18 protein-coding genes and 1 pseudogene are annotated in these 21,038 nt (G+C 72.5%); 9 read left to right on the top strand and 10 right to left on the bottom strand.

Annotated features, from left to right (window positions below; all coding sequences use genetic code 11):
• Positions 1-33 precede the first annotated feature (33 nt).
• From ACIP4O_RS25390 to ACIP4O_RS25360, 7 genes are all read left to right on the top strand, one after another.
• Positions 34-831, top strand: coding sequence for a type III pantothenate kinase (locus ACIP4O_RS25390; RefSeq protein WP_030998612.1), 798 nt, complete (start codon positions 34-36; stop codon positions 829-831).
• A gap of 286 nt (positions 832-1,117) precedes the next feature.
• Complete coding sequence (locus ACIP4O_RS25385; RefSeq protein ID WP_401578159.1) at positions 1,118-1,801, top strand: hypothetical protein; 684 nt, start codon at positions 1,118-1,120, stop codon at positions 1,799-1,801.
• Positions 1,802-1,821: 20 nt separating this feature from the next.
• Positions 1,822-2,004 (top strand): hypothetical protein, encoded by a 183-nt coding sequence (locus ACIP4O_RS25380; protein WP_361323192.1) that lies wholly within the window; start codon positions 1,822-1,824, stop codon positions 2,002-2,004.
• Between the two features lie 158 nt (positions 2,005-2,162).
• Positions 2,163-2,702, top strand: a complete 540-nt coding sequence (locus tag ACIP4O_RS25375; RefSeq protein WP_401577832.1) for a BlaI/MecI/CopY family transcriptional regulator — start codon at positions 2,163-2,165, stop codon at positions 2,700-2,702.
• Positions 2,703-2,712: 10 nt separating this feature from the next.
• Positions 2,713-3,261 carry an amino-acid N-acetyltransferase gene (locus ACIP4O_RS25370; protein WP_401577830.1) on the top strand — a complete coding sequence of 183 codons (549 nt, stop codon included), beginning with the start codon at positions 2,713-2,715 and terminating at the stop codon, positions 3,259-3,261.
• A gap of 506 nt (positions 3,262-3,767) precedes the next feature.
• Positions 3,768-4,106 (top strand): Lsr2 family protein, encoded by a 339-nt coding sequence (locus ACIP4O_RS25365; RefSeq protein ID WP_361323183.1) that lies wholly within the window; start codon positions 3,768-3,770, stop codon positions 4,104-4,106.
• A 510-nt stretch (positions 4,107-4,616) separates the two neighbouring features.
• Complete coding sequence (locus ACIP4O_RS25360; protein WP_361323180.1) at positions 4,617-7,142, top strand: ATP-dependent Clp protease ATP-binding subunit; 2,526 nt, start codon at positions 4,617-4,619, stop codon at positions 7,140-7,142.
• A gap of 199 nt (positions 7,143-7,341) precedes the next feature.
• Here the strand turns inward: ACIP4O_RS25360 and ACIP4O_RS25355 are convergent, their stop codons facing one another.
• Positions 7,342-8,067 carry a Type 1 glutamine amidotransferase-like domain-containing protein gene (locus ACIP4O_RS25355; protein ID WP_401577827.1) on the bottom strand — a complete coding sequence of 242 codons (726 nt, stop codon included), beginning with the start codon at positions 8,065-8,067 and terminating at the stop codon, positions 7,342-7,344.
• Positions 8,068-8,554: 487 nt separating this feature from the next.
• Between ACIP4O_RS25355 and ACIP4O_RS25350 the strand changes: the two genes are divergently transcribed.
• Positions 8,555-9,226 (top strand): M23 family metallopeptidase, encoded by a 672-nt coding sequence (locus tag ACIP4O_RS25350; protein ID WP_401577826.1) that lies wholly within the window; start codon positions 8,555-8,557, stop codon positions 9,224-9,226.
• Positions 9,227-9,410: 184 nt separating this feature from the next.
• On the opposite strand, the gene cseC is transcribed toward ACIP4O_RS25350, so the two are convergent.
• The 7 genes from cseC to ACIP4O_RS25315 form a co-directional block, all read right to left on the bottom strand.
• Positions 9,411-10,892 carry a two-component system sensor histidine kinase CseC gene (gene cseC / locus ACIP4O_RS25345; protein ID WP_401578158.1) on the bottom strand — a complete coding sequence of 494 codons (1,482 nt, stop codon included), beginning with the start codon at positions 10,890-10,892 and terminating at the stop codon, positions 9,411-9,413.
• The gene (gene cseB / locus ACIP4O_RS25340; RefSeq protein ID WP_361323172.1) at positions 10,813-11,526 is read right to left on the bottom strand and encodes a two-component system response regulator CseB; all 714 of its coding nucleotides are present in this window, start codon (positions 11,524-11,526) and stop codon (positions 10,813-10,815) included. Before cseB ends, cseC begins: the two co-directional genes overlap by 80 nt.
• Before the next feature lie 114 nt (positions 11,527-11,640).
• Complete coding sequence (locus tag ACIP4O_RS25335; protein ID WP_401577824.1) at positions 11,641-12,282, bottom strand: hypothetical protein; 642 nt, start codon at positions 12,280-12,282, stop codon at positions 11,641-11,643.
• A 299-nt stretch (positions 12,283-12,581) separates the two neighbouring features.
• Complete coding sequence (locus tag ACIP4O_RS25330; RefSeq protein ID WP_361323166.1) at positions 12,582-13,181, bottom strand: SigE family RNA polymerase sigma factor; 600 nt, start codon at positions 13,179-13,181, stop codon at positions 12,582-12,584.
• Positions 13,182-13,404: 223 nt separating this feature from the next.
• A complete protein-coding gene (locus ACIP4O_RS25325; protein ID WP_401577822.1) occupies positions 13,405-14,373 on the bottom strand; it encodes an A/G-specific adenine glycosylase in 969 nt (322 codons plus the stop codon).
• A gap of 285 nt (positions 14,374-14,658) precedes the next feature.
• Positions 14,659-15,531, bottom strand: a complete 873-nt coding sequence (locus tag ACIP4O_RS25320) for a hypothetical protein (RefSeq protein ID WP_401577820.1) — start codon at positions 15,529-15,531, stop codon at positions 14,659-14,661.
• 45 nt (positions 15,532-15,576) lie between these two features.
• Positions 15,577-16,221, bottom strand: coding sequence for a phosphatase PAP2 family protein (locus ACIP4O_RS25315; protein WP_361323156.1), 645 nt, complete (start codon positions 16,219-16,221; stop codon positions 15,577-15,579).
• Between the two features lie 517 nt (positions 16,222-16,738).
• Between ACIP4O_RS25315 and ACIP4O_RS25310 the strand changes: the two genes are divergently transcribed.
• Entirely contained in the window at positions 16,739-17,632 is an 894-nt protein-coding gene (locus ACIP4O_RS25310; protein WP_401577818.1) for a hypothetical protein, read from the top strand.
• A 272-nt stretch (positions 17,633-17,904) separates the two neighbouring features.
• Here the strand turns inward: ACIP4O_RS25310 and disA are convergent, their stop codons facing one another.
• Positions 17,905-19,029 carry a DNA integrity scanning diadenylate cyclase DisA gene (gene disA / locus ACIP4O_RS25305; RefSeq protein ID WP_361323150.1) on the bottom strand — a complete coding sequence of 375 codons (1,125 nt, stop codon included), beginning with the start codon at positions 19,027-19,029 and terminating at the stop codon, positions 17,905-17,907.
• Between the two features lie 447 nt (positions 19,030-19,476).
• A pseudogene (gene radA / locus ACIP4O_RS25300) lies at positions 19,477-20,847 on the bottom strand (DNA repair protein RadA); the annotation flags it as partial.
• Positions 20,848-21,038: the final 191 nt, after the last annotated feature.

Genomic DNA, 21,038 nt, shown 5'->3' with positions numbered 1-21,038 from the left:
CCCGCCCCCGCCTCCCCCTTCAGGACACTCGCGATGCTGCTGACCATCGACGTCGGGAACACCCACACCGTGCTCGGTCTCTTCGACGGTGAGGAGATCGTCGAGCACTGGCGGATCTCCACGGACCCCCGCCGCACCGCCGACGAACTGGCGGTCCTTCTCCAGGGCCTCATGGGCACCCACCCGCTGCTCGGCATGGAACTCGGCGAGGGCATCGACGGCATCGCGATCTGCTCCACCGTGCCCGCCGTGCTCCACGAACTGCGCGAGGTCAGCCGCAGGTACTACGGGGACGTCCCGGCGATCCTCGTGGAGCCAGGCGTGAAGACGGGCGTGCCGATCCTCATGGACAACCCCAAGGAGGTCGGCACGGACCGCATCATCAACGCCGTCGCCGCGCAGCACCTCTACGGGGGCCCGGCGATCGTCGTCGACTTCGGCACCGCGACGACCTTCGACGCCGTCTCCGCGCGCGGCGAGTACACCGGCGGCGTGATCGCCCCCGGCATCGAGATCTCCGTCGAGGCGCTCGGCCTGCGCGGCGCCCAGCTCCGCAAGATCGAGCTGGCCAGGCCCCGCAGCGTCATCGGCAAGAGCACCGTCGAGGCGATGCAGTCCGGCATCCTCTACGGCTTCGCGGGCCAGGTCGACGGCGTCGTCCAGCGCATGGCCCGCGAACTCGCCCCCGACCCCGCCGACGTCACCGTCATCGCCACGGGCGGCCTCGCCCCGATGGTCCTCGGCGAGGCCGCGGTCATCGACCACCACGAGCCGTGGCTGACGCTGATCGGGCTGCGGCTGGTGTACGAGAGGAACGCGGGGCGGCGGTGACGGGAGAGGGCCCGGGGTGAGCCGACGGGGGACGGCGGGCGGGGTGGGAGCCGCGCGGGAGCCGCGCCCGCGCCCGGCACGCGTCCCCGTCCGTCCGGCACGCACCTCCGTTCGCCCGGCACGCCCCCCGTTCGCCCGCCGCGCACCCCCGCTCGCGCGTGGCGCCCCCGGCCCGCCGACCGCCCACCCCGTCGACGAGACGCCACCGCCCCAATAACCACATTTTCGTCCGTTATGTGCGTATCGTCCTTCCATGCCCACGCCATACGGATCTTCCCGGGGCGGCATGGTCTTCGGCGCGGACGAAGTGCGCGTCGTGCGCCGTGCCCTCGCCCTCGCCCTGCTGCCAGGACCCGCCCGCACGGACGATGTCCGCGACTGCCTCCGCCTCTCGCAGGCGGTCGACGCCGCGGTGGACGAGGCCGCGCGGCTGCGGGCCTTCCTCGTGGCCGACCTCGCGCGCTACCGCGCCGCCCTCCCCGGCAGCCTCGCCGGTTTCGTCCCTCTCCTGGCCGAGGCGCTCGACGCCGGGTACCAGCCAGGACCCGACGACCTCGCGGCCCTGCGCACCCTGCGCCACGACCCCCCGGCCGCGCGTCTCCTCGCCCGCTGCCAGGACCTCGCCGAGCAAGCGGTACGGGCCCGCCTCGCGGGCCGCGCCCTCGCCCCCGGTCCCCGCACCCCGCTGCGCGCCCTCCCCGGCGGCCGCGCCGCCGACGAGCCCGCGAAGCCCGCCCCCGCCAAACCCGCGCCCGCGAAACCGGCGACCCCCGCCCGCGAGCCCGCACAGCCCGCCCGCCGCCCCGGCGCCGTACCCACCCCCGCCGAGGTCTTCCCGCCCAAGCGCCGCCCCGCGCCCCCCGGCGCCCGGTACGCCGCCCTCCTGGCCCCGGACATCGACGCGGGCACCCACGCGGACGTCAATGCGGACACCGCGGACACACCACCCCAGAAGCTCGCGGTCGGCTGACCCGGTCTACTCTGAGCCCCATGGACTACGTCTCCGCACTCGTGCCGCCCGTGGTGATGGCCATCTTCTTCATCGGCCTCGTCAGGGTCATCGTCAAGACCCAGGGCGGCGCGGCCAAGAACAAGGAGGACGCCGCCGTCGACGCGGCGTTCGCCGGCGTCGAGAGCGGCCCCCGCACGGAGCACACCGCCGCGCGCGACTGACGCCCCCCGCGTCCCGCGCTCCGGTTGTCACGAGGGGTGCGTGTCCCCGGGACCCGTTCACGGGTTCCCGCCGGGACGCGCACCCCTTTTGCCGTGCGGTGACAGGAATTGCCGAGAATTGAATAGATGGTGCCGCTTTGTGCACGTACAGTGCACGCGTGGTCCGTCCTTTGGGAGAACTGGAAGACGCGGTGATGACCCGCGTATGGAAGTGGAACCGTCCGGTCACGGTCCGCGAAGTCCTGGAGGACCTGAAACTGGAGCGCTCCATCGCTTATACGACCGTCATGACGGTCATGGACAACCTCCACCAGAAGGGCTGGGTCCGCCGCGAGTCGGAAGGCCGCGCCTACCGCTACGAGGCCGTCTCCACGCGCGACGCCTACGCGGCCTCCCTCATGAACGAGGACTGGGGTCGCAGCGACAACCGCGCCGCGGCCCTCGTCGCCTTCTTCCGCATGATGAGCGCCGACCAGCAGGAGGCCCTGCGCGACGCGGTCCGAATGGTGCAGGGACCGGGGCCGGGGCCGACGGCCGAGCCCCCCGCGCCGCCCGCCGAGTCCGCGTCTCGCGCCGAGCCCGCGTCCCGCGCCGAGCCCGAAGATTCCACCGCGCCTTCCGCCGAAGCCTCCGCACCGCCTTCCGCCGAGCCGGCGCCCCCCGCACCCGGGCCCGCCGACGGCGATGGTGGGCGGTAGCGTCGCGATCATGTCCAGCGAAGCCGTACCGCCCGTCCCCGGCCCCCTCCCCACGCCTGCCGTCTCGGTGCGTCGCGCCCGTACCGCCGACGTGGCCGCCGTACGCGCGCTGCTCGACCCGTACACGCGGCGCGGCATCCTGCTCGACAAAGCGACCGTGACCCTTTACGAGGACATCCAGGAGTTCTGGGTCGCGGAACGCGACGACAACGCGGAGGTCGTCGGCTGCGGGGCGCTGCACATCATGTGGGAAGACCTCGCCGAAGTCCGTACGCTCGCTGTCGACCCCGCGCTCAAGGGCGCGGGAGTGGGCCATCTCCTGCTGGAGAAGCTCCTCCACACCGCGCGCTGGATCGGGGTGCGGAGGGTTTTCTGCCTCACCTTCGAAGTGGACTTCTTCGCCAAGCACGGCTTCGTCGAGATCGGCGAGACCCCCATCGACACCGAGGTCTACAGCGAACTGCTGCGTTCCCCGGACGAAGGCGTCGCCGAGTTCCTCGACCTCGAACGGGTGAAACCGAACACCTTGGGCAACTACCGGATGCTGCTGCATCTCTGAACGCGGGGAGCTTCGCGTCCCGCGATTTCCGTACGAACAGTGCCCGCGCGGGGACGCGGCGCAGCCGCCCCGGCCTCTGACGTGCGAGGAAGAGGGCACTCCGCGGCCCGTCCCACACCTGCGCGCGGGTTCGCGCGGGCGCGCGACGGGAGCGGCTTTGCGCGCGTGTCGCGCTTGTCTATCCGTACGCCTATCACTCCGCCTATGGCCGCGCGTATGCCGAGACCTATGGCCCCGCGTATGCCGGCACCTATGCCCGCGCGTATGGCAAAGGCAGGTGCTGGCCAAAGCTTGTCCGCCTTCCGGCCCGTTCCCGCGCTTTGGCGACGGCAATCCTGGCCCATTCCCCGGCCTGTAGAGCCGCTGTGACCTATGTCCGAAACGCGCATGTTTCCCGCGGGTCCGCTCTGCGCAGTCTCTCCTCAGCATCTCCGAGGGGTTTGTGTTTTCCCGGAAAAAGCGGTTTGCTTTCCGGCGTACTGCATTTAGGGATGAAAGGAAATCCAGTGGCCCAGAAGGTTCAGGTCCTTCTCGTCGACGATCTCGACGGCGGCGAGGCCGATGAGACGGTGACGTTCGCGCTCGACGGCAAGAGCTACGAAATCGACCTCACCACGGCGAACGCGGACAAGCTCCGCGGGCTGCTCGAGGACTACATCAAGAGCGGGCGCCGCACCGGCGGCCGCGGTTCCGCCGCCCGCGGCAAGGCGCGCTCCTCCTCCACCGGCAGCAGCGAGGAGACCGCGGCGATCCGCGCCTGGGCCAAGGAGCAGGGCATGGACGTCAACGACCGCGGCCGGGTGTCCCGGGCCGTCCGGCAGGCGTACGACGACGCCCACCGCTGAGCCGCCGGTCGCGGTGCGGGAGGCGGGCGCGGCCCGCGGCGGTACGGGGCTCCCTGAGCCCGTCGTACGTGCCCGGCGGCGGCGCCCCCGCACCCGTATGCGCGGTCACGAGGTGTGCGCGCGCGTGAACGGAGCGTGTGTGCGGTGGTCCGGTGGGGTGGCGCGGAGGCGCGCAAGGGTGTTCGCCCGTAGCGGAGGGGGTGGGGTCGTGTCGCATGGACCGTCCCTGCTCGGGGGTAAGACATTCCCAGTAGGGAGGGGCGACGCGGGCCTCCCGGGCCCCGCGCGTTCGCCATCGGCGTAGCGCTGGAGCGGGTATCGGCTTGGCCTGGGGGAACATCGTCTCGCACCATCAGTGTTAGTGAGTTCGTTCAGCAGTTCAGGAAGGACGCTGGTCCCCGCGGAGGCGGGGATGGACCCGAGCGGTCCCCGCTTGCGGGACTAAGCTGCGGAAGGACAGAGAGGGGACCGACCCCTTTACTGCCTGACCGCTCTGAGGAGCGATTAACGATGTTCGAGAGGTTCACCGACCGCGCGCGGCGGGTTGTCGTCCTGGCTCAGGAAGAAGCCCGGATGCTCAACCACAACTACATCGGCACCGAGCACATCCTTCTGGGGCTGATCCACGAAGGTGAGGGTGTCGCCGCTAAGGCCCTGGAGAGCCTCGGGATCTCTCTGGAGGCGGTCCGCCAGCAGGTGGAGGAGATCATCGGCCAGGGCCAGCAGGCCCCGTCCGGGCACATCCCCTTCACTCCCCGGGCGAAGAAGGTCCTGGAGCTCTCGCTCCGCGAGGCCCTCCAGCTCGGCCACAACTACATCGGCACGGAGCACATCCTGCTCGGTCTGATCCGCGAGGGCGAGGGCGTCGCCGCCCAGGTCCTCGTGAAGCTCGGCGCCGACCTGAACCGGGTCCGTCAGCAGGTCATCCAGCTCCTCTCCGGTTACCAGACCGGCAAGGAGACGGCGACGGCCGGCGGCCCCGCCGAGGGCACCCCCTCGACCTCGCTGGTCCTCGACCAGTTCGGCCGCAACCTGACGCAGGCCGCCCGCGAATCCAAGCTCGACCCGGTCATCGGGCGCGAGAAGGAGATCGAGCGGGTCATGCAGGTGCTCTCGCGCCGCACCAAGAACAACCCGGTCCTCATCGGCGAGCCCGGCGTCGGCAAGACCGCCGTCGTCGAGGGCCTCGCACAGGCCATCGTCAAGGGCGAGGTGCCCGAGACCCTCAAGGACAAGCACCTCTACACCCTGGACCTCGGCGCCCTGGTCGCCGGCTCCCGGTACCGCGGTGACTTCGAGGAGCGCCTGAAGAAGGTCCTCAAGGAGATCCGCACCCGCGGCGACATCATCCTGTTCATCGACGAGCTGCACACGCTCGTCGGCGCGGGTGCCGCCGAGGGCGCGATCGACGCCGCCTCGATCCTCAAGCCGATGCTCGCCCGCGGCGAGCTCCAGACGATCGGCGCGACGACCCTGGAGGAGTACCGCAAGTACCTGGAGAAGGACGCGGCCCTCGAACGCCGCTTCCAGCCGATCCAGGTCGCCGAGCCCTCCCTCGCGCACACCATCGAGATCCTCAAGGGCCTCCGCGACCGCTACGAGGCGCACCACCGGGTCTCCATCACCGACTCCGCGCTCGTCGCCGCCGCGACCCTCGCCGACCGGTACATCTCCGACCGCTTCCTGCCCGACAAGGCGATCGACCTCATCGACGAGGCCGGCTCCCGGATGCGCATCCGCCGCATGACCGCGCCGCCGGACCTCCGCGAGTTCGACGAGAAGATCGCCGGTGTCCGCCGGGACAAGGAGTCCGCGATCGACTCGCAGGACTTCGAGAAGGCCGCCTCGCTCCGCGACAAGGAGAAGCAGCTCCTCGCCGCGAAGGCGAAGCGGGAGAAGGAGTGGAAGGCCGGCGACATGGACGTCGTCGCCGAGGTGGACGAGGAGCTGATCGCCGAGGTCCTGGCCACGGCCACGGGCATCCCGGTCTTCAAGCTCACCGAGGAGGAGTCCTCGCGTCTGCTGCGCATGGAGGACGAGCTCCACAAGCGCGTCATCGGCCAGGAGGACGCCGTCAAGGCGCTCTCGCAGGCGATCCGCCGTACGCGGGCCGGGCTCAAGGACCCGAAGCGCCCCGGTGGCTCGTTCATCTTCGCCGGCCCCTCGGGTGTCGGTAAGACGGAGCTGGCCAAGACGCTCGCCGAGTTCCTCTTCGGCGACGAGGACGCGCTGATCTCCCTCGACATGTCGGAGTTCAGCGAGAAGCACACCGTCTCGCGGCTCTTCGGCTCGCCTCCCGGCTACGTCGGGTACGAGGAGGGCGGCCAGCTCACCGAGAAGGTGCGCCGCAAGCCGTTCTCCGTCGTCCTCTTCGACGAGGTCGAGAAGGCCCACCCGGACATCTTCAACTCGCTGCTCCAGATCCTGGAGGACGGTCGCCTGACCGACTCCCAGGGCCGTGTCGTGGACTTCAAGAACACGGTGATCATCATGACCACCAACCTGGGGACCCGCGACATCTCCAAGGGCTTCAACCTGGGCTTCGCCGTCCAGGGCGACACGAAGACCGGTTACGAGCGCATGAAGGCCAAGGTCAACGACGAGCTGAAGCAGCACTTCCGCCCCGAGTTCCTCAACCGTGTCGATGACACGGTGGTCTTCCCGCAGCTCACCGAGAAGGACATCACCCGCATCGTCGACCTCATGATCACCAAGGTCGACGAGCGGCTGAAGGACCGCGACATGGGCATCGAGCTCAGCCAGCCGGCCCGCAAGCTCCTCGGCAAGCGCGGTTACGACCCGGTGCTCGGCGCCCGTCCGCTGCGTCGCACGATCCAGCGCGAGATCGAGGACGTGCTCTCGGAGAAGATCCTCTTCGGCGAGCTGCGCCCCGGTCACATCGTGGTGGTCGACACGGAGGGTGAGGGCGAGAACGAGAACTTCACCTTCCGCGGCGAGGAGAAGTCCACGCTCCCCGACGCACCCCCGGTCGAGTCCGCCACCGGTGGCGGCCCCAACCTGACCAAGGAGAGCTGAGCCCCTACGGGGAGCCCGGCCCCACAGCGCGAAGGCCCCGCCTTTTCCCGTACGGGAGGAGGCGGGGCCTTCGCGCTGTGTCGTACGGCTCCGTCTTGCGCCGGGTCGCGGGTACGGGGGAGCGCGTGCCCCGACGCGACAACGCGGGCTCCGCGTGCCGCTGTGGGCACGGATGGGTACGGTCCGTGGCGGGCTCGGCTCAGCGCAGAAGCCGTGCCTCCCGGACGGTCTCCGTGCAGCCGCCGTGCCCGTCGGGTATGAGGCGGTGGAGCCCGGCTCCGGGCAGGCGGCTGACGACCTCGACCGGTTGCGGCGGTTCACCGGCGCCGGAGCGTACGGAGAAGAGGGCCGCCGCTGCGTCGTCCAGTGCCCAGCCGCCGGGCAGGGCGCCGGAGGCGACGGCCGCGCGGTAGGCGGGACGCCGGCCGGGCTCGGAGTCGTAGTGCGGGCAGAAGGAGCCTGGGAGGAGGCCCAGGCCGTCGGCGAGCACGGCGAGTGGGCCGTACGAGTCGGTCAGCGAGGCTTCGGCCCAGCAGTTCGCCCCCGCCGAGATCCCGCAGAGCAGCGCGCCGCGCGCGGCCGCCTCCCGCAGCAGCCGGTCCACGCCGTGCGCCCGCCACACGGCGAGCAGGTTCGCCGTGTTCCCACCGCCCACGTAGAGGACGTCCTGCGCGAGGACGTGTGCGCGCAGCGCCGCCGCGTCCTGGTCCCGGGCGAAGAGCGAGAGCACGCTCGGCTCGCAGCCGAGGCGTCCGAAGGCGGAACGGAAGGCGTCCGCGTACGCGGGGGCGTCGCCGCTCGCGGTCGGCACGAAACAGACCTTGGGACGGGCGCTTCGCGCGTGCCCGAGCACCCAGGGATCGAGCAGCGCGTCCCCCGCGACGGAGAAACCACCACCGAGCACGGCGATCCTGACGGTCGGCACGAGCCCTCCTGACCTCGCGGGGTGAGCGGCCCTTCACTCTCGGCCCCCCGCGCCGAGGCGGGCAAGGGCTTTTCCGGCGCCGCGGAAGTGGTCGCGGTCACTCCCGCACGGGCCGGAAAGGGGCCCGAAAAGGGGCTGTGGGTGACGTGAGGCACAGGACTTGCGTCACATACTAGCGGCATTAGTGGATAAATAGGGACAAACCATCCCAATCGGTTCATGGGGTATTCCGGGCGGCTTCCCGGATTTCGGTGGCTCGCGGCCTCTTCCACCCCGCCTCACCTGCGGTTTCTCGCTGTGTGTGGCGTCACGTAAGCCGCGTCACAGGCGGGATGAACGGCTTCTCCGGCGCCTGCGAAGCGGCCAGCGGCTACGTAATTTATTAGTAGATGACCCGTTTTGGATGCTCTGGGGTGCTTGTTACCAATGGGGTTGTCGCCCCGGTAATCCGCCGGAATCGATCCCCCCACTCGGAGGTACTCACCCCATGCCGAAGAGCACCACGTCCTCGAACGCCCGCACCACCGCCCGTCTCCGTAACCGCGCCGCCTTCATGGCCGCCGGTGTCGGCGCCGTCGCAGTGCTCGGGGCGGGGGCCGCGGTCGCCGCCGACACGGGCACGCAGACCACCAAGGTCATCCCGACTGTCAGCGCCGCCGGCGTCACCGCCCAGGCCGACGCGCAGTCGAAGGCCGCCGAGCACGCCGTCCAGACCAAGGCCGCCCACGCCAAGACCGCCAAGTCCTGGATCGACCCGGTCAAGAAGTACGAGCTCTCCGCGAGCTTCGGCAACGACGGCTCCCGCTGGGCCCACAAGCACTCCGGCCAGGACTTCGCCGTCCCCACCGGCACCAACGTGATGGCCGCGCACTCCGGCACCGTCGTCAAGGCCGGCCCGGTCGGCGCCGGTGACGGCGCCGCCTACGGCAACGCCATCGTCATCAAGCACGGCTACAAGCTGTACTCGCAGTACGCGCACCTCTCGAAGATCGACGTGAAGGTCGGCCAGAGCGTCAAGACCGGCCAGCACCTCGCGGAGTCCGGCAGCACCGGTAACTCCAGTGGCCCGCACCTCCACTTCGAGATCCGCACCACCCCAAACTACGGCTCGGCCGTCAACCCGGTCGACTTCCTCCACAAGATGGGCGTGACGGTCTGACCCGCACCCCCTGAGCAACAGCACGCGGAGCAACACCGCGGAGTGAGCGGAGCGGAGCAACACCGCGGACCACGCCCCGGACAACGGGAGCACCGCGGGACCGCTCCCCAGGGCCCCGGCCCGGCGACGCACCCTGTCGACCGGACCGGGGCCCTTCCGCGTGCGCGCCCGCCCGTGTGCGGGCTCAGACGGTGTCGGGTGTCCCACCGCCGTCCGTCGGCGCGTGCTCCGGAAGCCACAACACCGCCACCGCCCCCTCGGCCGCCGTGCCCGGCTCGGCACCGGGTGGCAGCAGATTGCGGAACGTGAGCCGTGCCCCGAGCACGCGCGCCTGCCCCGCCGCGATCGTCAGCCCCAGGCCGTGCCCGCCCCCGGACCGGTCCGCGCTGCCGGTACGGAAACGACTCGGCCCCTGCGCCAGCAGCTCGGCGGGGAAGCCGGGACCGTGATCCCGCACCCGTACCACCCGGCCCTCCACCGTCACCTCGACCGGCCCCTGCCCGTGCCGCGCGGCGTTGGCGAGCAGATTGCCGAGGATGCGCTCCAGCCGCCGCGGATCGGTCACCACCTCCGATTCCCGCAGCACCCGCACCGAGATGTCCGCGTCGAACGTCCGGACCCGCCGCTCCACGAACTCCCCGAGCATCAGCTCCTGAAGCTCGGCCCGCTCCGCCGCACTGTCCAGCCGCGCCACCTCCAGTACGTCCTCGACGAGCGTCCGCAACAATTGCGCCCTGTCCTTGACCAGCTCCGTCGGCCGCCCCGGTGGCAGCAGCTCCGCCGCCGTGAGCAGCCCCGTCACCGGGGTCCGCAACTCGTGCGCGATGTCCGCGGTGACCCGCCGCTCCGCCTCCAGGCGCTGCCGCAGGGCATCCGCCATGGCGTCCACGGCCCGCGCGAGATCGTCCGTCTCGTCCCGTACGATCCCCCCGATCGCCTGCCTCACCTGCACGTCCCGCCGCCCGCGCGCCACCTCCCGCGCCGCCGCCGCTGCCTTGCGCAGCCGCCGCGAGAGCTGAGCGCCGATGAGCACCCCGAGCGCGCTGCCCCCGAGCACCACCGCGATCGAACCGATCACAAGAGCCTGGTCGAGGTCCTGCATGATCCGCTGCTTCCGCGTCGACCAGCGGGTGTGCAGGGACAGGACATGCCCGTTGCTGAGGGGGAGCGCCGCCCAGATATCGGGCCGCCCCTCGGGCCCGGAGGCGATGTACGTCGCCCGCCGGTTCTTCGCCACCCGCTCACGCAGCGCCTTCGGCAGACCGGGGTCGTCGAGCGTGGCACCGAACTGGAGCCGCCCCGTCGTCTCGTAGATCCGCTGCGCGAACTGCACCCGCTGGTCCTGCACGTCTCGAGCGCTGTCGAGCATCGAGAGCTGCGCCGCGTTGTGCACGACGAGGCTCAGCGCGATCGCCACGAGCGCTCCGACGAGCGCGATCGCCGCGCTCAGCTTCCAGCGCAGCCCGGTACGGAAAACGCTGCGCAACCGCTCCCGCCATGGCGGCTTCGCCCGCGCCGGCGCGGCCCCCGCGCGCCGCCGCTCCTCGTCCGGGGCCTTCTCCCGGTGCTGCTCCGGCTCCGTCACGCTAGGCCCGCAGCTTGTAGCCGAAGCCGCGGACCGTCTCGATCCGGTCCTGGCCGATCTTGGCGCGCAGCCGCTGCACATGGACATCCACGACCCGCGTGTCCCCGCCCCAGCCGTAGTCCCACACCCGCTCCAGGAGCCGGTCCCTGCTGAGCACGGTGCCCGGGGCCGCCGAGAACTCCAGGAGCAGCCGCATCTCGGTGGGGGTGAGCGCGATCCGCTCACCGCCGCGCCGCACCTCCATCCCTTCGGTGTCCACCTCCAGGTCCCCGAAGCGCAGCGGCCCCGCGGCCTCCTGCTCCACCGCCTGCCCACCACCCCCCGCGTGCCCGAAGCGGCGCATCACCGCCCGAAGCCGCGCCACCAGGACGGACACGTCGAAGGGCTTCGTCACGTAGTCGTCCGCCCCGGCCTCCAGACCGAGTACGACATCGATGCTGTCCGCACGCGCCGACAGCATGATGACCGGCACCGTGGACTCGTCCCGGATGCGCCGGCACAGGCTCACCCCGTCCATACCCGGCACCATCACGTCGAGGAGCGCGATGTCCGGCGCTCCCGCGCGGAAGGACTCCAGGCCCTGGAGACCGTCCGCGACCGCTGTCACCCGGAAACCCACCCGTTCCAGGGCGAGCTGCGTCGCCTCCCGGATCACGTCGTCGTCCTCCACGAAGAGAACGCGCGCCCCCGCCCGCCGTTGTGTCTGCTCTTCCATGTCCGTCAGCTCGTCTTCCCGTCGTTCACCGCCCTGCCCCGCCGACGCGGCCCCCCACCCCGTGGCCCCGCCCCGCACGAGCCGCGCCCAGCCGCCCCCGAGAGCGGTCCGCTGTCATCCGGGGGGACTGGTCGGTACGGCGGCGCCGTCACCCACGCCGTCGTCCTCCCCGTCCTCCCCGCCGCCGTTCTCCCCGCCCACGGTCTTGCTGTAGTCGTTCCGCATCCGGTACGACTCCGTGAACTCGTCCCCGTGCCAGCCGTACGTGATGACCTCCTCGCTCGACGGGTACGAGACCGGGTCGCCCTTCTGGTACAGCTGCCTGGTCACCACCAGATCACCCCGGTCGATCTCCGCGTAGACCGGGGGGTCCTCGGCCCGGAAGACGCTCACGTACCCCGACTTCTCCTTGCGGTAGACGTAACTCGCGACGCCCACCGCGTCCCCGCAGGTCATGACGTTGACCAGGAGATCGGGCGCGCCGGCCCCCGTGAGGTCGCCCGAGGAGACGTCCACCGGGTAGTCGTGCCCGCCGCACGGCTTGAGGTCCTTCTTCGTCTCCGCGCTCACCGAGTGATCGGAGAGGAGCAGCCGGACCACCTTCTGCTGGCCCATGACCGGTACCGAGGCGCTCTGTGAGGCACTCGGCGCCGGACTGACCTGGGCCGCCGACTCCGGCCGGGCGGGCCCCTCGTCCCGCGTACCGGTGCCCCCGACCGCGCACCCGCCGGCCGCGAGCAGCGCGGTGGCCCCCACGCCGAGCCCGCGCCAACGCGCCGCCGCCGTACGCGCACGAGCCTCCCGGCGACCCCCGCGCCCGCCACGGTCCCCGTGGCCGAGGACCGCCGACCACGCCGGCTCGCCCGGCTCCGCCACGGGCCGCGCTGGGTCGCCCGGCTCCGCCGCTGGTCCGGCTGGGTCGTCCGCCCCCGCGGCCGTCCCGGCCTCACGCCGTCGCCGGGCGCCCGCCCCTGCGGAAGCGTCCTGAGCCACGTCCGCCCGCGCGCTTTCCTCGGTGACGACGCGGGGCCGGGCACACCTCGACTGCCGGGGCACTAGGCCACGCACCGCTCCAGCTCCTCACGTTCCTGCGCCCGCGCTTCACTCGCCCGGGTCTCCAGCTCCTCCCGGAGCCGGGCCAGGGCACGGTGCAGGGTGCTCTTGACGGTGCCGGGCGACATGCCGAGCGCCGCCGCCGTCTCCTCGGTGGACATCTGCTCCCAGTGTCGCAGTACGACGACGCTGCGCTGCTTGGGAGCGAGTACGGAGAGCACGTCCATGAGCAGCGAGCGGTCGGCGTACTGCTCGGTTGGGTCGGGCACGGAGTCGATGCCGTCCTCGGGAAGCTGGGCGCTCGGCACCTCTTCCAGACGGCGCGCCCGCCACCACTCGGTCCGCGTGTTGATCATGACGCGGCGCAGGTAGGCGTCGGCGAGCCGCTTGTCGGCGATGCCCTGCCAGCGGCGGTACGTGCGCGCGAGCGCGGTCTGGAGCAGGTCCTGCGCATCCACCGGGTCCGGCACGAGACGCCGGGCACTGCGCAGCAGGGCGTCCTGCCGCGCCCGTACGTACTCCTCGAAACCGAGGATCTCCTCGGGCAGCCCGTCCCCCGCCGCCTCGTCCCGCACACCGTCGCCGACTGTCGCCTGCGCCATGTCGTCCGCCTCCGTGTCCCCGTGATCCCCGTGTCCCCGTGTGCTCTGGTCGAAGCACGGTGCTGACGCTACGGAGGAGGTGTAACGGAGCCTTCCGAGTAGGCGATCGGTGGGCGCACAGCCACCCATCGGTTGTGTAACAGCCTCCCGGAAGGCGGGAGATGGGTACCCCTATGTGGCTTTTGCCGTATTTGGTGACGTGGGGAGTGGGGGCGGCGGGAGGTCAGCGAGGCTGGTGGGGCGGGAAGGAGCGGTGTCCCGGCAGCCGGTAGCGGCCGTTCTCCAGCGGCTCCACGAGACCGTCGGCGACGAGTCCGTCGAGCGCCCTGGCCCGCTGTACCGGGTCGTGCCACACGCGGTCGAGCGCCGTCTGCGGCACCGGCTCCAGGGCCTCGCGCAACACCGCGAGGAGCTTTCCGCGCACTTGGCGGTCGGTGCCCGCGTACGTCTGCGCGCGGCGCGGCGGACCGGTGTGCTCGGGCTTGCCGGCGAGCCGCCACGCGCAGCGGTCGCTGAGCGGGCAGGGCTCGCACCGCTCGCCCTTCGCCGTGCACACGAGCGCGCCGAGTTCCATCGATGCCGCGGCCCAGCGCGCCGCCGTGTCCTCGTCCTCGGGCAGCACCGAACGCGCGAGCCGCCGCTCCGCCGCCGTGGTCGCGTTCGGCGGGAACTGCTCGCCGCTGACCGCGCGCGCGAGCACCCGCCGCACATTGGTGTCGAGCACCGCGTGCCGCTGCCCGTACGCGAAGGAGGCGACGGCCGCCGCCGTGTACTCGCCGATGCCGGGCAGCGCGAGGAGCTGGGCGTGGTGCTCGGGTACGTCGCCGCCGTGCCGTTCCGTTATGGCGACGGCCGCGCCGTGCAGCCGCAGCGCGCGCCGCGGGTAGCCGAGGCGCCCCCAGGCGCGCACGGCCTCGCCGGAAGGCTCCTTGGCGAGATCGGCCGGACGCGGCCAGCGCCGCATCCATTCCTCGTAGACGGGCAGGACCCGGGCCACCGGGGTCTGCTGGAGCATGAACTCGCTGACCATCACCCCCCAGGCGCCGGCCTCGGGCCGCCGCCACGGCAGATCCCTGGCGTTCGCCTCGTACCAGGCGATCACGGGGCCGTGCAGCGATGCGCCCTCCCGTGCGGGAGGCGCCGAGGGCGAGGGGGAGGGGACGGACGCGGCGGAGTGCGTGGGCAAAGTCATGGCGTTCAGATCTTGCCACGCGCACACCTCCCGGCCACACGCCGCGCCTCCCGCGCCAGGGTGACGACGGGGAGGGCGGAGCACAAAGGGGGCGCACGCCCGGCGCGCGCGCGGCCGGGCGGCGAGGGGTGCGGGCGGCGGGCGGAACGGGGGAAGCGGGGGAGAGGTGCGTGGCGAGCGGTCGCCGAGGATGCTCGACGCGGACCTCCGGACGGGCGGCGCCCCGGGCGTGGGGGCCCATGACCTGCGGTTACCCAAGGTATTCGGTCGGTCACGGAGGGCTTGTCAGTGGTGCCCCGTACCGTGACGGGCATGGCTGTGACCGCGCTTTCGCACGGCGTCCGGGCCCTCGGGCTCTGGGCGGTGCTCGCCGTGCCCGTGGGCCTGGCGCGCCTGTTCGGCCTTGTCGAACACGTGCCTCGGGGAGCCACCGGGCTCGGTCTCGCGGCGCTCGCGCTCGCCTCCCTCCGCGCGCGGAGGGCGGCGACAGCCCTGCTGCTCGCCGCGGCCCCCGGCCTCGCCTTCGGTACGGCGCTCTTCACCGCGGACCACGGGCTCGCGCTGCCCGCCCTCGCCTGCCTCCTCGGCCTGCGCGGCGGCGCCCGGCAGACCGCCGCGGCGTGCGCGGCACTCGTTCTCGCCGGGTCGGCGCGGGTGCTGTGGCGTGGCGAGGACCCGGTCACCGCGTGGTTGCCGCTCCTCGCCGTACTCCTCTTCCTCGTCGTCTTCCGCTGGTTCGCCCACGAACCGAGACCCCTCGCGCTGCGTGCCGGCACGCTCCAGGTCGTGGCCGACCTGCCGGAGCGGCACCGCGAGGCGGCGGCGGGGCTGCGCGCGGCGACGGCGGACGCGGTGGACCGGCTGCGCGAGAGCGTGGGCGTGGTGCGCGCGGAAGAAAGCGAACCCGGCCTGGGCGACCCGGCACGTACTGGACGGGTTCGGCGGGCGGCGCCTGGAGCGGGCCGCCGGGGCGCGAGGGGCGGTGGCCCGGCTCGCGCCCCGGGAGCGCGAGGTCCTCGTCCTGCTCGCGGGAGGGCTGTCGAACGCGGGCATCCGGTGCGGCTCGGGCTGGGCGAGGGGACGGTGAAGGCGTACGTGCGCTTCGTGCTCGACCGGCTCGGGATCACCCACAGGGTCCGCGCCGTCGTGCTCGCGCACGAGGCGGGGCTGCCGGTGGGGGAGGAGGGCGGAGGAGCGGGTGGCTCAGCGGACGTAGGGCGCGGCGTGCGCCGCGCGGCGCTGTCCCGGGCCGGCGAGCCAGGCGAGGAGTCCGATCGAGGAGCCCCGCATGGTGGTGGCGAGTGCGGCGAGCGGGCGGGTGCCGAGCTTGACGACGACGAGCGAGGCGAGTGTGCCGAGGACGAGGCCGGTCGCGACGTCGTGCGGGTAGTGGACGCCGACGAAGACCCGCGAGAACGCCATGAGGAGCGCCATGGGCAGGGTGAGCCAGGCGATCACACGCCAGGCGAGCATGAGACCCACGGCCGCGCCCGCCGCGATCGTCGCGTGGTTGCTGGGGAAGGACCAGTCGCCCTGCGCCGGGCAGTCGATGAGCGGATGGGCGCCCTTGACGGCACGACAGGGCCGCTCCTCCGTGATCGAGGACTTCGCGACCTCGCTGATCACGTACGCGACGGCGGTCCCGAGCGGGGCGAGGACCGCGACGGCCAGGGCGCTCGGGTCACCGCGCCGGGCGCGCCACCAGGCGACGACGAAGAGTGCCGCGAAGAGCAGCAGTCCCAGTTCCGTCCAGATCTCGGCGAGCTTCTGGAACCACTCCGGCGTGCTGTGCCCGAAGTCGAGGATGTCGAGATAGAGGTCAGAGTCGACGCTGGTCATGCCTTCCATGGTCGGGGACGCTACGGGCTGCTCCTGACCACCGCATCGTCCGGCGGGACCGTTCCCGCCCCTGCCGATCGGCGGGGGCGGCGGGTGAACCGGGGGAGGACGTAGCACGAAGGAGGGGTGAACCGGACCGCCCGCGGCGCCGGTCCCGCGGCGGGGCGGGGGCGGAAGGGATACGCGCGGACAAGCCGGGCGGACGGCGGGCCCGCTCGGGAAGTGGGGCGCGGGCGAAAGCGCGGATGCGTGGCAATCACACAGGCGCCGGAAGGGAAAAGAAACGGAAGCGACACGAATGAGGAACGGAGTGATCACGGCACCGGGCCGGGGTGGTGAGGCGGTACCGGGGTGCGCTCGGGGGGTGCTCGGGGTGGACCGGAACGGCCCGTACCGGCGCGAAACCGGCAGCCGGGAACGGAGCTGCCGCTCGTGTGAAGACCAGCCGGAATGATGATCCGGGAAAGTTGACGATGGGGCGGCGGGTGGCGCCGGGAGTGGCGTGGATCTCTCGTAGAGTTGCGCCGTGGGATCTATGCGCAATCCGGTCGGTCCGCTTCCCTCCAGCATCTACTGGCGACGGAGGGCGATTTTCGGCGCCGTACTGGTGCTCGTCGCCCTGCTCGTCGTATGGCTGGTGAACGTGACGGGCGGGGGCGGGGGCGGCAACAAGGACGGTGCGCAGGGTTCCGGCGGCTCCTCGGGCCCCGCGCCCTCGATCACCCCGGGCCCCAGCGGTTCGGGCCCGGCGATCAGTCAACAGCCGGGCGGCCGCGACGAGTCGGGCGGCTCCGACAAGGACGACGACACGGCCACGCCGGGTGACGGCGCCTCGGACGGGGACGCGGACAGCGGCTCCGGCAAGGACGGTTCCGGCAAGGGCGGCTCGGCGGACGGGGCGGACGAGGCGGACGGCTCGAACGAGGCGGGTGGCGAAGGCGGTTCGGGTTCGGGCGGCTCGGGCAAGGGCGCGGGAGCCGGTAGCAGCGACGCGCAGCAGGTCCCCGCCGGGTCTAGCCTGCCCGACTGCGCGACAGGCGTCGCCGAACTCTCGCTGCGCAGCGAGCACAACACGTACGAGCCGGGCAAGAAGCCGCAGCTCGAACTGTCCGTCAAGAACAGTTCGGCCGCCGCGTGCAAGGTGAACCTCGGCGCGGCGCGCACCGTCGTGACGATCACGCTGACCGGCGAGGACGCCCCCTACTGGTCCTCCAAGGACTGCCCGGCGACCGAGAGCCTGTGGCTGCGGGTACCGGCGAAGGAGACGATCCGGTACGAGATCGAGTGGAACCGCAAGGCGAGCCGCGCCGCGTGCGCGAAGCCGCCGAGCGGCTCGGCGAAGCCGGGCACGTACCTGGTGGAGGCGACGGCGCCGGGGCTGGAGAAGGCCCGCACGTCGTTCCGCCTCGACAAGGACTGAGAAACCGAGGGGGCGCGGGCTTGCCCGGCCCCCGCCGGAGCCGGGGCGTCGGCCAGAGCCGGAGACGGTCGGCATCAGGCCGCCGACCGGGGCCGGAGACCGCCGGAGCCGGGGCAGCGGCCGGGTTGGGGCAAGCCCGGGCCGAGCAAGCCCGGGTCGGGACGCCACCACAGCCGGGGCACCGGCCGGGTCCTGACCTTGCCGGGGCCGGGACTTCGCCGGGCTCGGTAGAGCGCTCGACCCCGTCCCGCGTCCCGCCGCCGCCGTACTTCTCAGACGTACCGCTCAAGGATCGACGACTCGGCCAGTCGCGACAGCCCCTCGCGCACGCTGCGGGCGCGGGCCTCGCCCACCCCGTCGACGGTCTGGAGGTCGTCGACGCTCGCGGCGAGGAGCTTCTGCAAGCCGCCGAAGTGCTCGACGAGGCGGTCGATGATGGCGCCCGGCAGCCGGGGGACCTTCGCGAGCAGCCGGTAACCGCGCGGCGAGACCGCCGAGTCGAGGGCCTCGGGGGAGCCTGTGTAACCGAGCGCGCGGGCCACGACGGGGAGTTCGAGGAGCTCGGTGTGCGTGAGCGCGTTCAGCTCGGTGAGCGCTTCCTCGACGGTACGGGCCCGGCGCGCGGTCGGCTCGGGGACGTAGTCGCGGGCCACGAGTTCACGCTCCGGCTCGACACCGGCGATCAGCTCGTCGAGCTGGAGCGCGAGGAGTCGTCCGTCGGTACCCAGCTCAAGGACGTACTCCGCGATCTCCGTCGCGATCCGCCGCACCATCTCCAGGCGCTGTGCGACCGCGCACACGTCCCGCACCGTGACGAGATCCTCGATCTCCAGCGCGGAGAGCGTTCCCGCCACCTCGTCGAGGCGCAGTTTGTACCGCTCCAGCGTCGCGAGGGCCTGGTTCGCGCGCGAGAGGATCGCGGCGGAGTCCTCCATGACGCGGCGCTGCCCGTCGACGTACAGCGCGATGAGCCGCATCGACTGGCTCACCGAGACGACGGGGAAACCCACCTGCTTGGAGACGCGGTCGGCGGTGCGGTGCCGCGTACCGGTCTCCTCGGTCGGGATCGTCGGATCGGGCACGAACTGCACGCCCGCCCGGAGGATCTTGGTGAGGTCCTTGTCGAGCACGATGCCGCCGTCGAGCTTGCACAGCTCTCGCAGCCGGGTCGCGCTGAACTCGACGTCGAGGATGAACCCGCCCGTGCACAGGGATTCGACGGTCTTGTCCCAGCCGAGGATGATGAGCCCGCCCGTGTTCCCGCGCAGGACTCTTTCGAGTCCGTCCCGCAGGGCCGTGCCCGGCGCGACCGCGCTCAGTGAGGCGCGCATCAGCGCGTCGGCACGGGCAACACCGCCCGACTTGCCGGGAGTCGCTCCCCGGTCGCCTGCTGCCACTGCATTCCTCCGGTCGCAGATCTACGGTTCCCGGCCGCCGCCACCGCGCCGCCCGGTCCTCCCAGGGCCGAGGCGACCCGTGGCCCACCGTACGGACAGGCGAGACCGGGGCAAAGTCTACCGGCGCCGCCCCGGCGTGCCGGGGCGAAGGGGGGCGCGCCCGGTCCCAGGGCCCGTGCGAGCCGTTCAGAAGGGGGCCGCCGCGTCGTCCTCCCAGAGATCGGGCGCCTCTTCCTCACGGGGCGCGGGGGCGCCGGAGGAGCCCTTGACGGGGGAGGTGCGCGCGGTACGGCGTGCGGCGGACGTACGGGCTTCGCCGCGCCCCGCACCCGTACGGGTTTCGCCGCGCGCGCCCGCACCCGTACGCCCCTCGGCGCCGCGCCCCGTACCCGTACGCCCCTCGGTCTCCGCCCCCTGGCCCCCGGCCCTTCCGCCGCGCGCCGCGGCGCGGCCGCGGGGGAGGACGAGGAGGGCGTCGGCGATGTCGGCGACCTCGGTGACGCGCATGCCGTCCGGGACGCGCCCCGGGTCGGCGGGGACGAGGGCGTGGGTGAAGCCGAGGCGGTGGGCCTCGGCGAGGCGGCGCTGCACGCCCGTGACACGCCTCACCTCGCCCGCGAGGCCGACCTCGCCGATCGCGACGAGGTTCTTCGGCAGCGGGGTGTCGCTCGCCGCGCTCGCGAGGGCGAGCGCGATGGCGAGGTCGGCGGCCGGTTCGGAGAGCTTCACGCCGCCGACCGTCGCGCTGTAGATATCGCGCTTGCCGAGCGCGCTGATGCGCCCGCGCTGTTCGAGGACGGCGAGCATCATCGAGACGCGGGAGGTCTCCAGGCCCGAGGTGGTACGGCGCGGCGAGGGGATCTGCGAGTCGACGGTGAGGGCCTGCACCTCGGCGACGAGGGGACGGCGGCCCTCCAGCGTGACGGTGAGGCAGGTGCCGGGGACGGGCTCGTCACGGCGGGTGAGGAAGAGGCCCGAGGGGTCGGTGACCCCGGTGATGCCCTCGTCGTGCAGCTCGAAGCAGCCGACCTCGTCGGTCGCGCCGAAGCGGTTCTTGACCCCGCGCACGAGGCGCAGGCGCGCGTGCCGGTCGCCCTCGAAGCTGAGGACGACGTCGACGAGGTGTTCGAGGAGACGGGGCCCGGCGATGGCGCCGTCCTTCGTGACGTGGCCGACGAGCAGGGTCGCCATGCCGCGCTCCTTCGACGCGCGGATGAGCGCGCCCGCGACCTCGCGCACCTGCGCCATGCCGCCGGGCGCGCCGTCGATCTCGGGGGAGGCGACGGTCTGGACGGAGTCGACGACGAGCAGGGAGGGCTTCACCGCGTCGAGGTGGCCGAGGACGGCGGAGAGGTCGGTCTCGGCGGCCAGGTACAGCTCGTCGTCGAGCGCGTCGATACGGTCCGCGCGGAGCCTGACCTGCGAGGCGGACTCCTCGCCCGTCACGTACAGCGTGCGGTGCCCGGGACCCGCGGCCTTCGCGGCGACGTCGAGGAGCAGCGTGGACTTGCCGACCCCCGGCTCCCCCGCGAGGAGGACGACGGCGCCCGGCACGAGCCCGCCGCCGAGCACCCGGTCCAGCTCGGGCACGCCGGTGGAACGGGCCGTGGCCTGCCGCCCGTCGACCTGCGCGATGGGGAGGGCGGAGGTGGTGACGCGGCCGGGCGCCGTTGTGCGCACCGCGGGAGCGCCGTACTCCTCGATCGTCCCCCACGCCTGGCACTCCGGGCAGCGCCCCAGCCACTTGGCCGTCTGCCAGCCGCACTCGGTGCAGCGGTAGGAGGGGCGTTCTTTGGCGGACTTGGTGCGGGTGGGCATGCGGCCACCGTAGCGGGAGGGACTGACAGGGAGAGCCGGAGCGAGCGGCTGGAGCGGGAACTCCGGGTTTCTTGGGGGATGTCCCTGAGAGACGGGGCGGGAGGCTCGGGGATATCCCCTAGGGGTCGTGCGGGCCCCCGACGGGCCACAACGGTCGAGGGTGGGCGGGGAGTTCCGCGGAGGTGGACGCG

The organism is Streptomyces sp. NPDC088923 (genome assembly GCF_044749745.1).
In the GTDB taxonomy this organism is placed as follows: domain Bacteria; phylum Actinomycetota; class Actinomycetes; order Streptomycetales; family Streptomycetaceae; genus Streptomyces.
The sequence above is the reverse complement of the archived record's forward strand: the minus strand, read 5'-3'. Positions and strand labels throughout refer to the sequence as shown.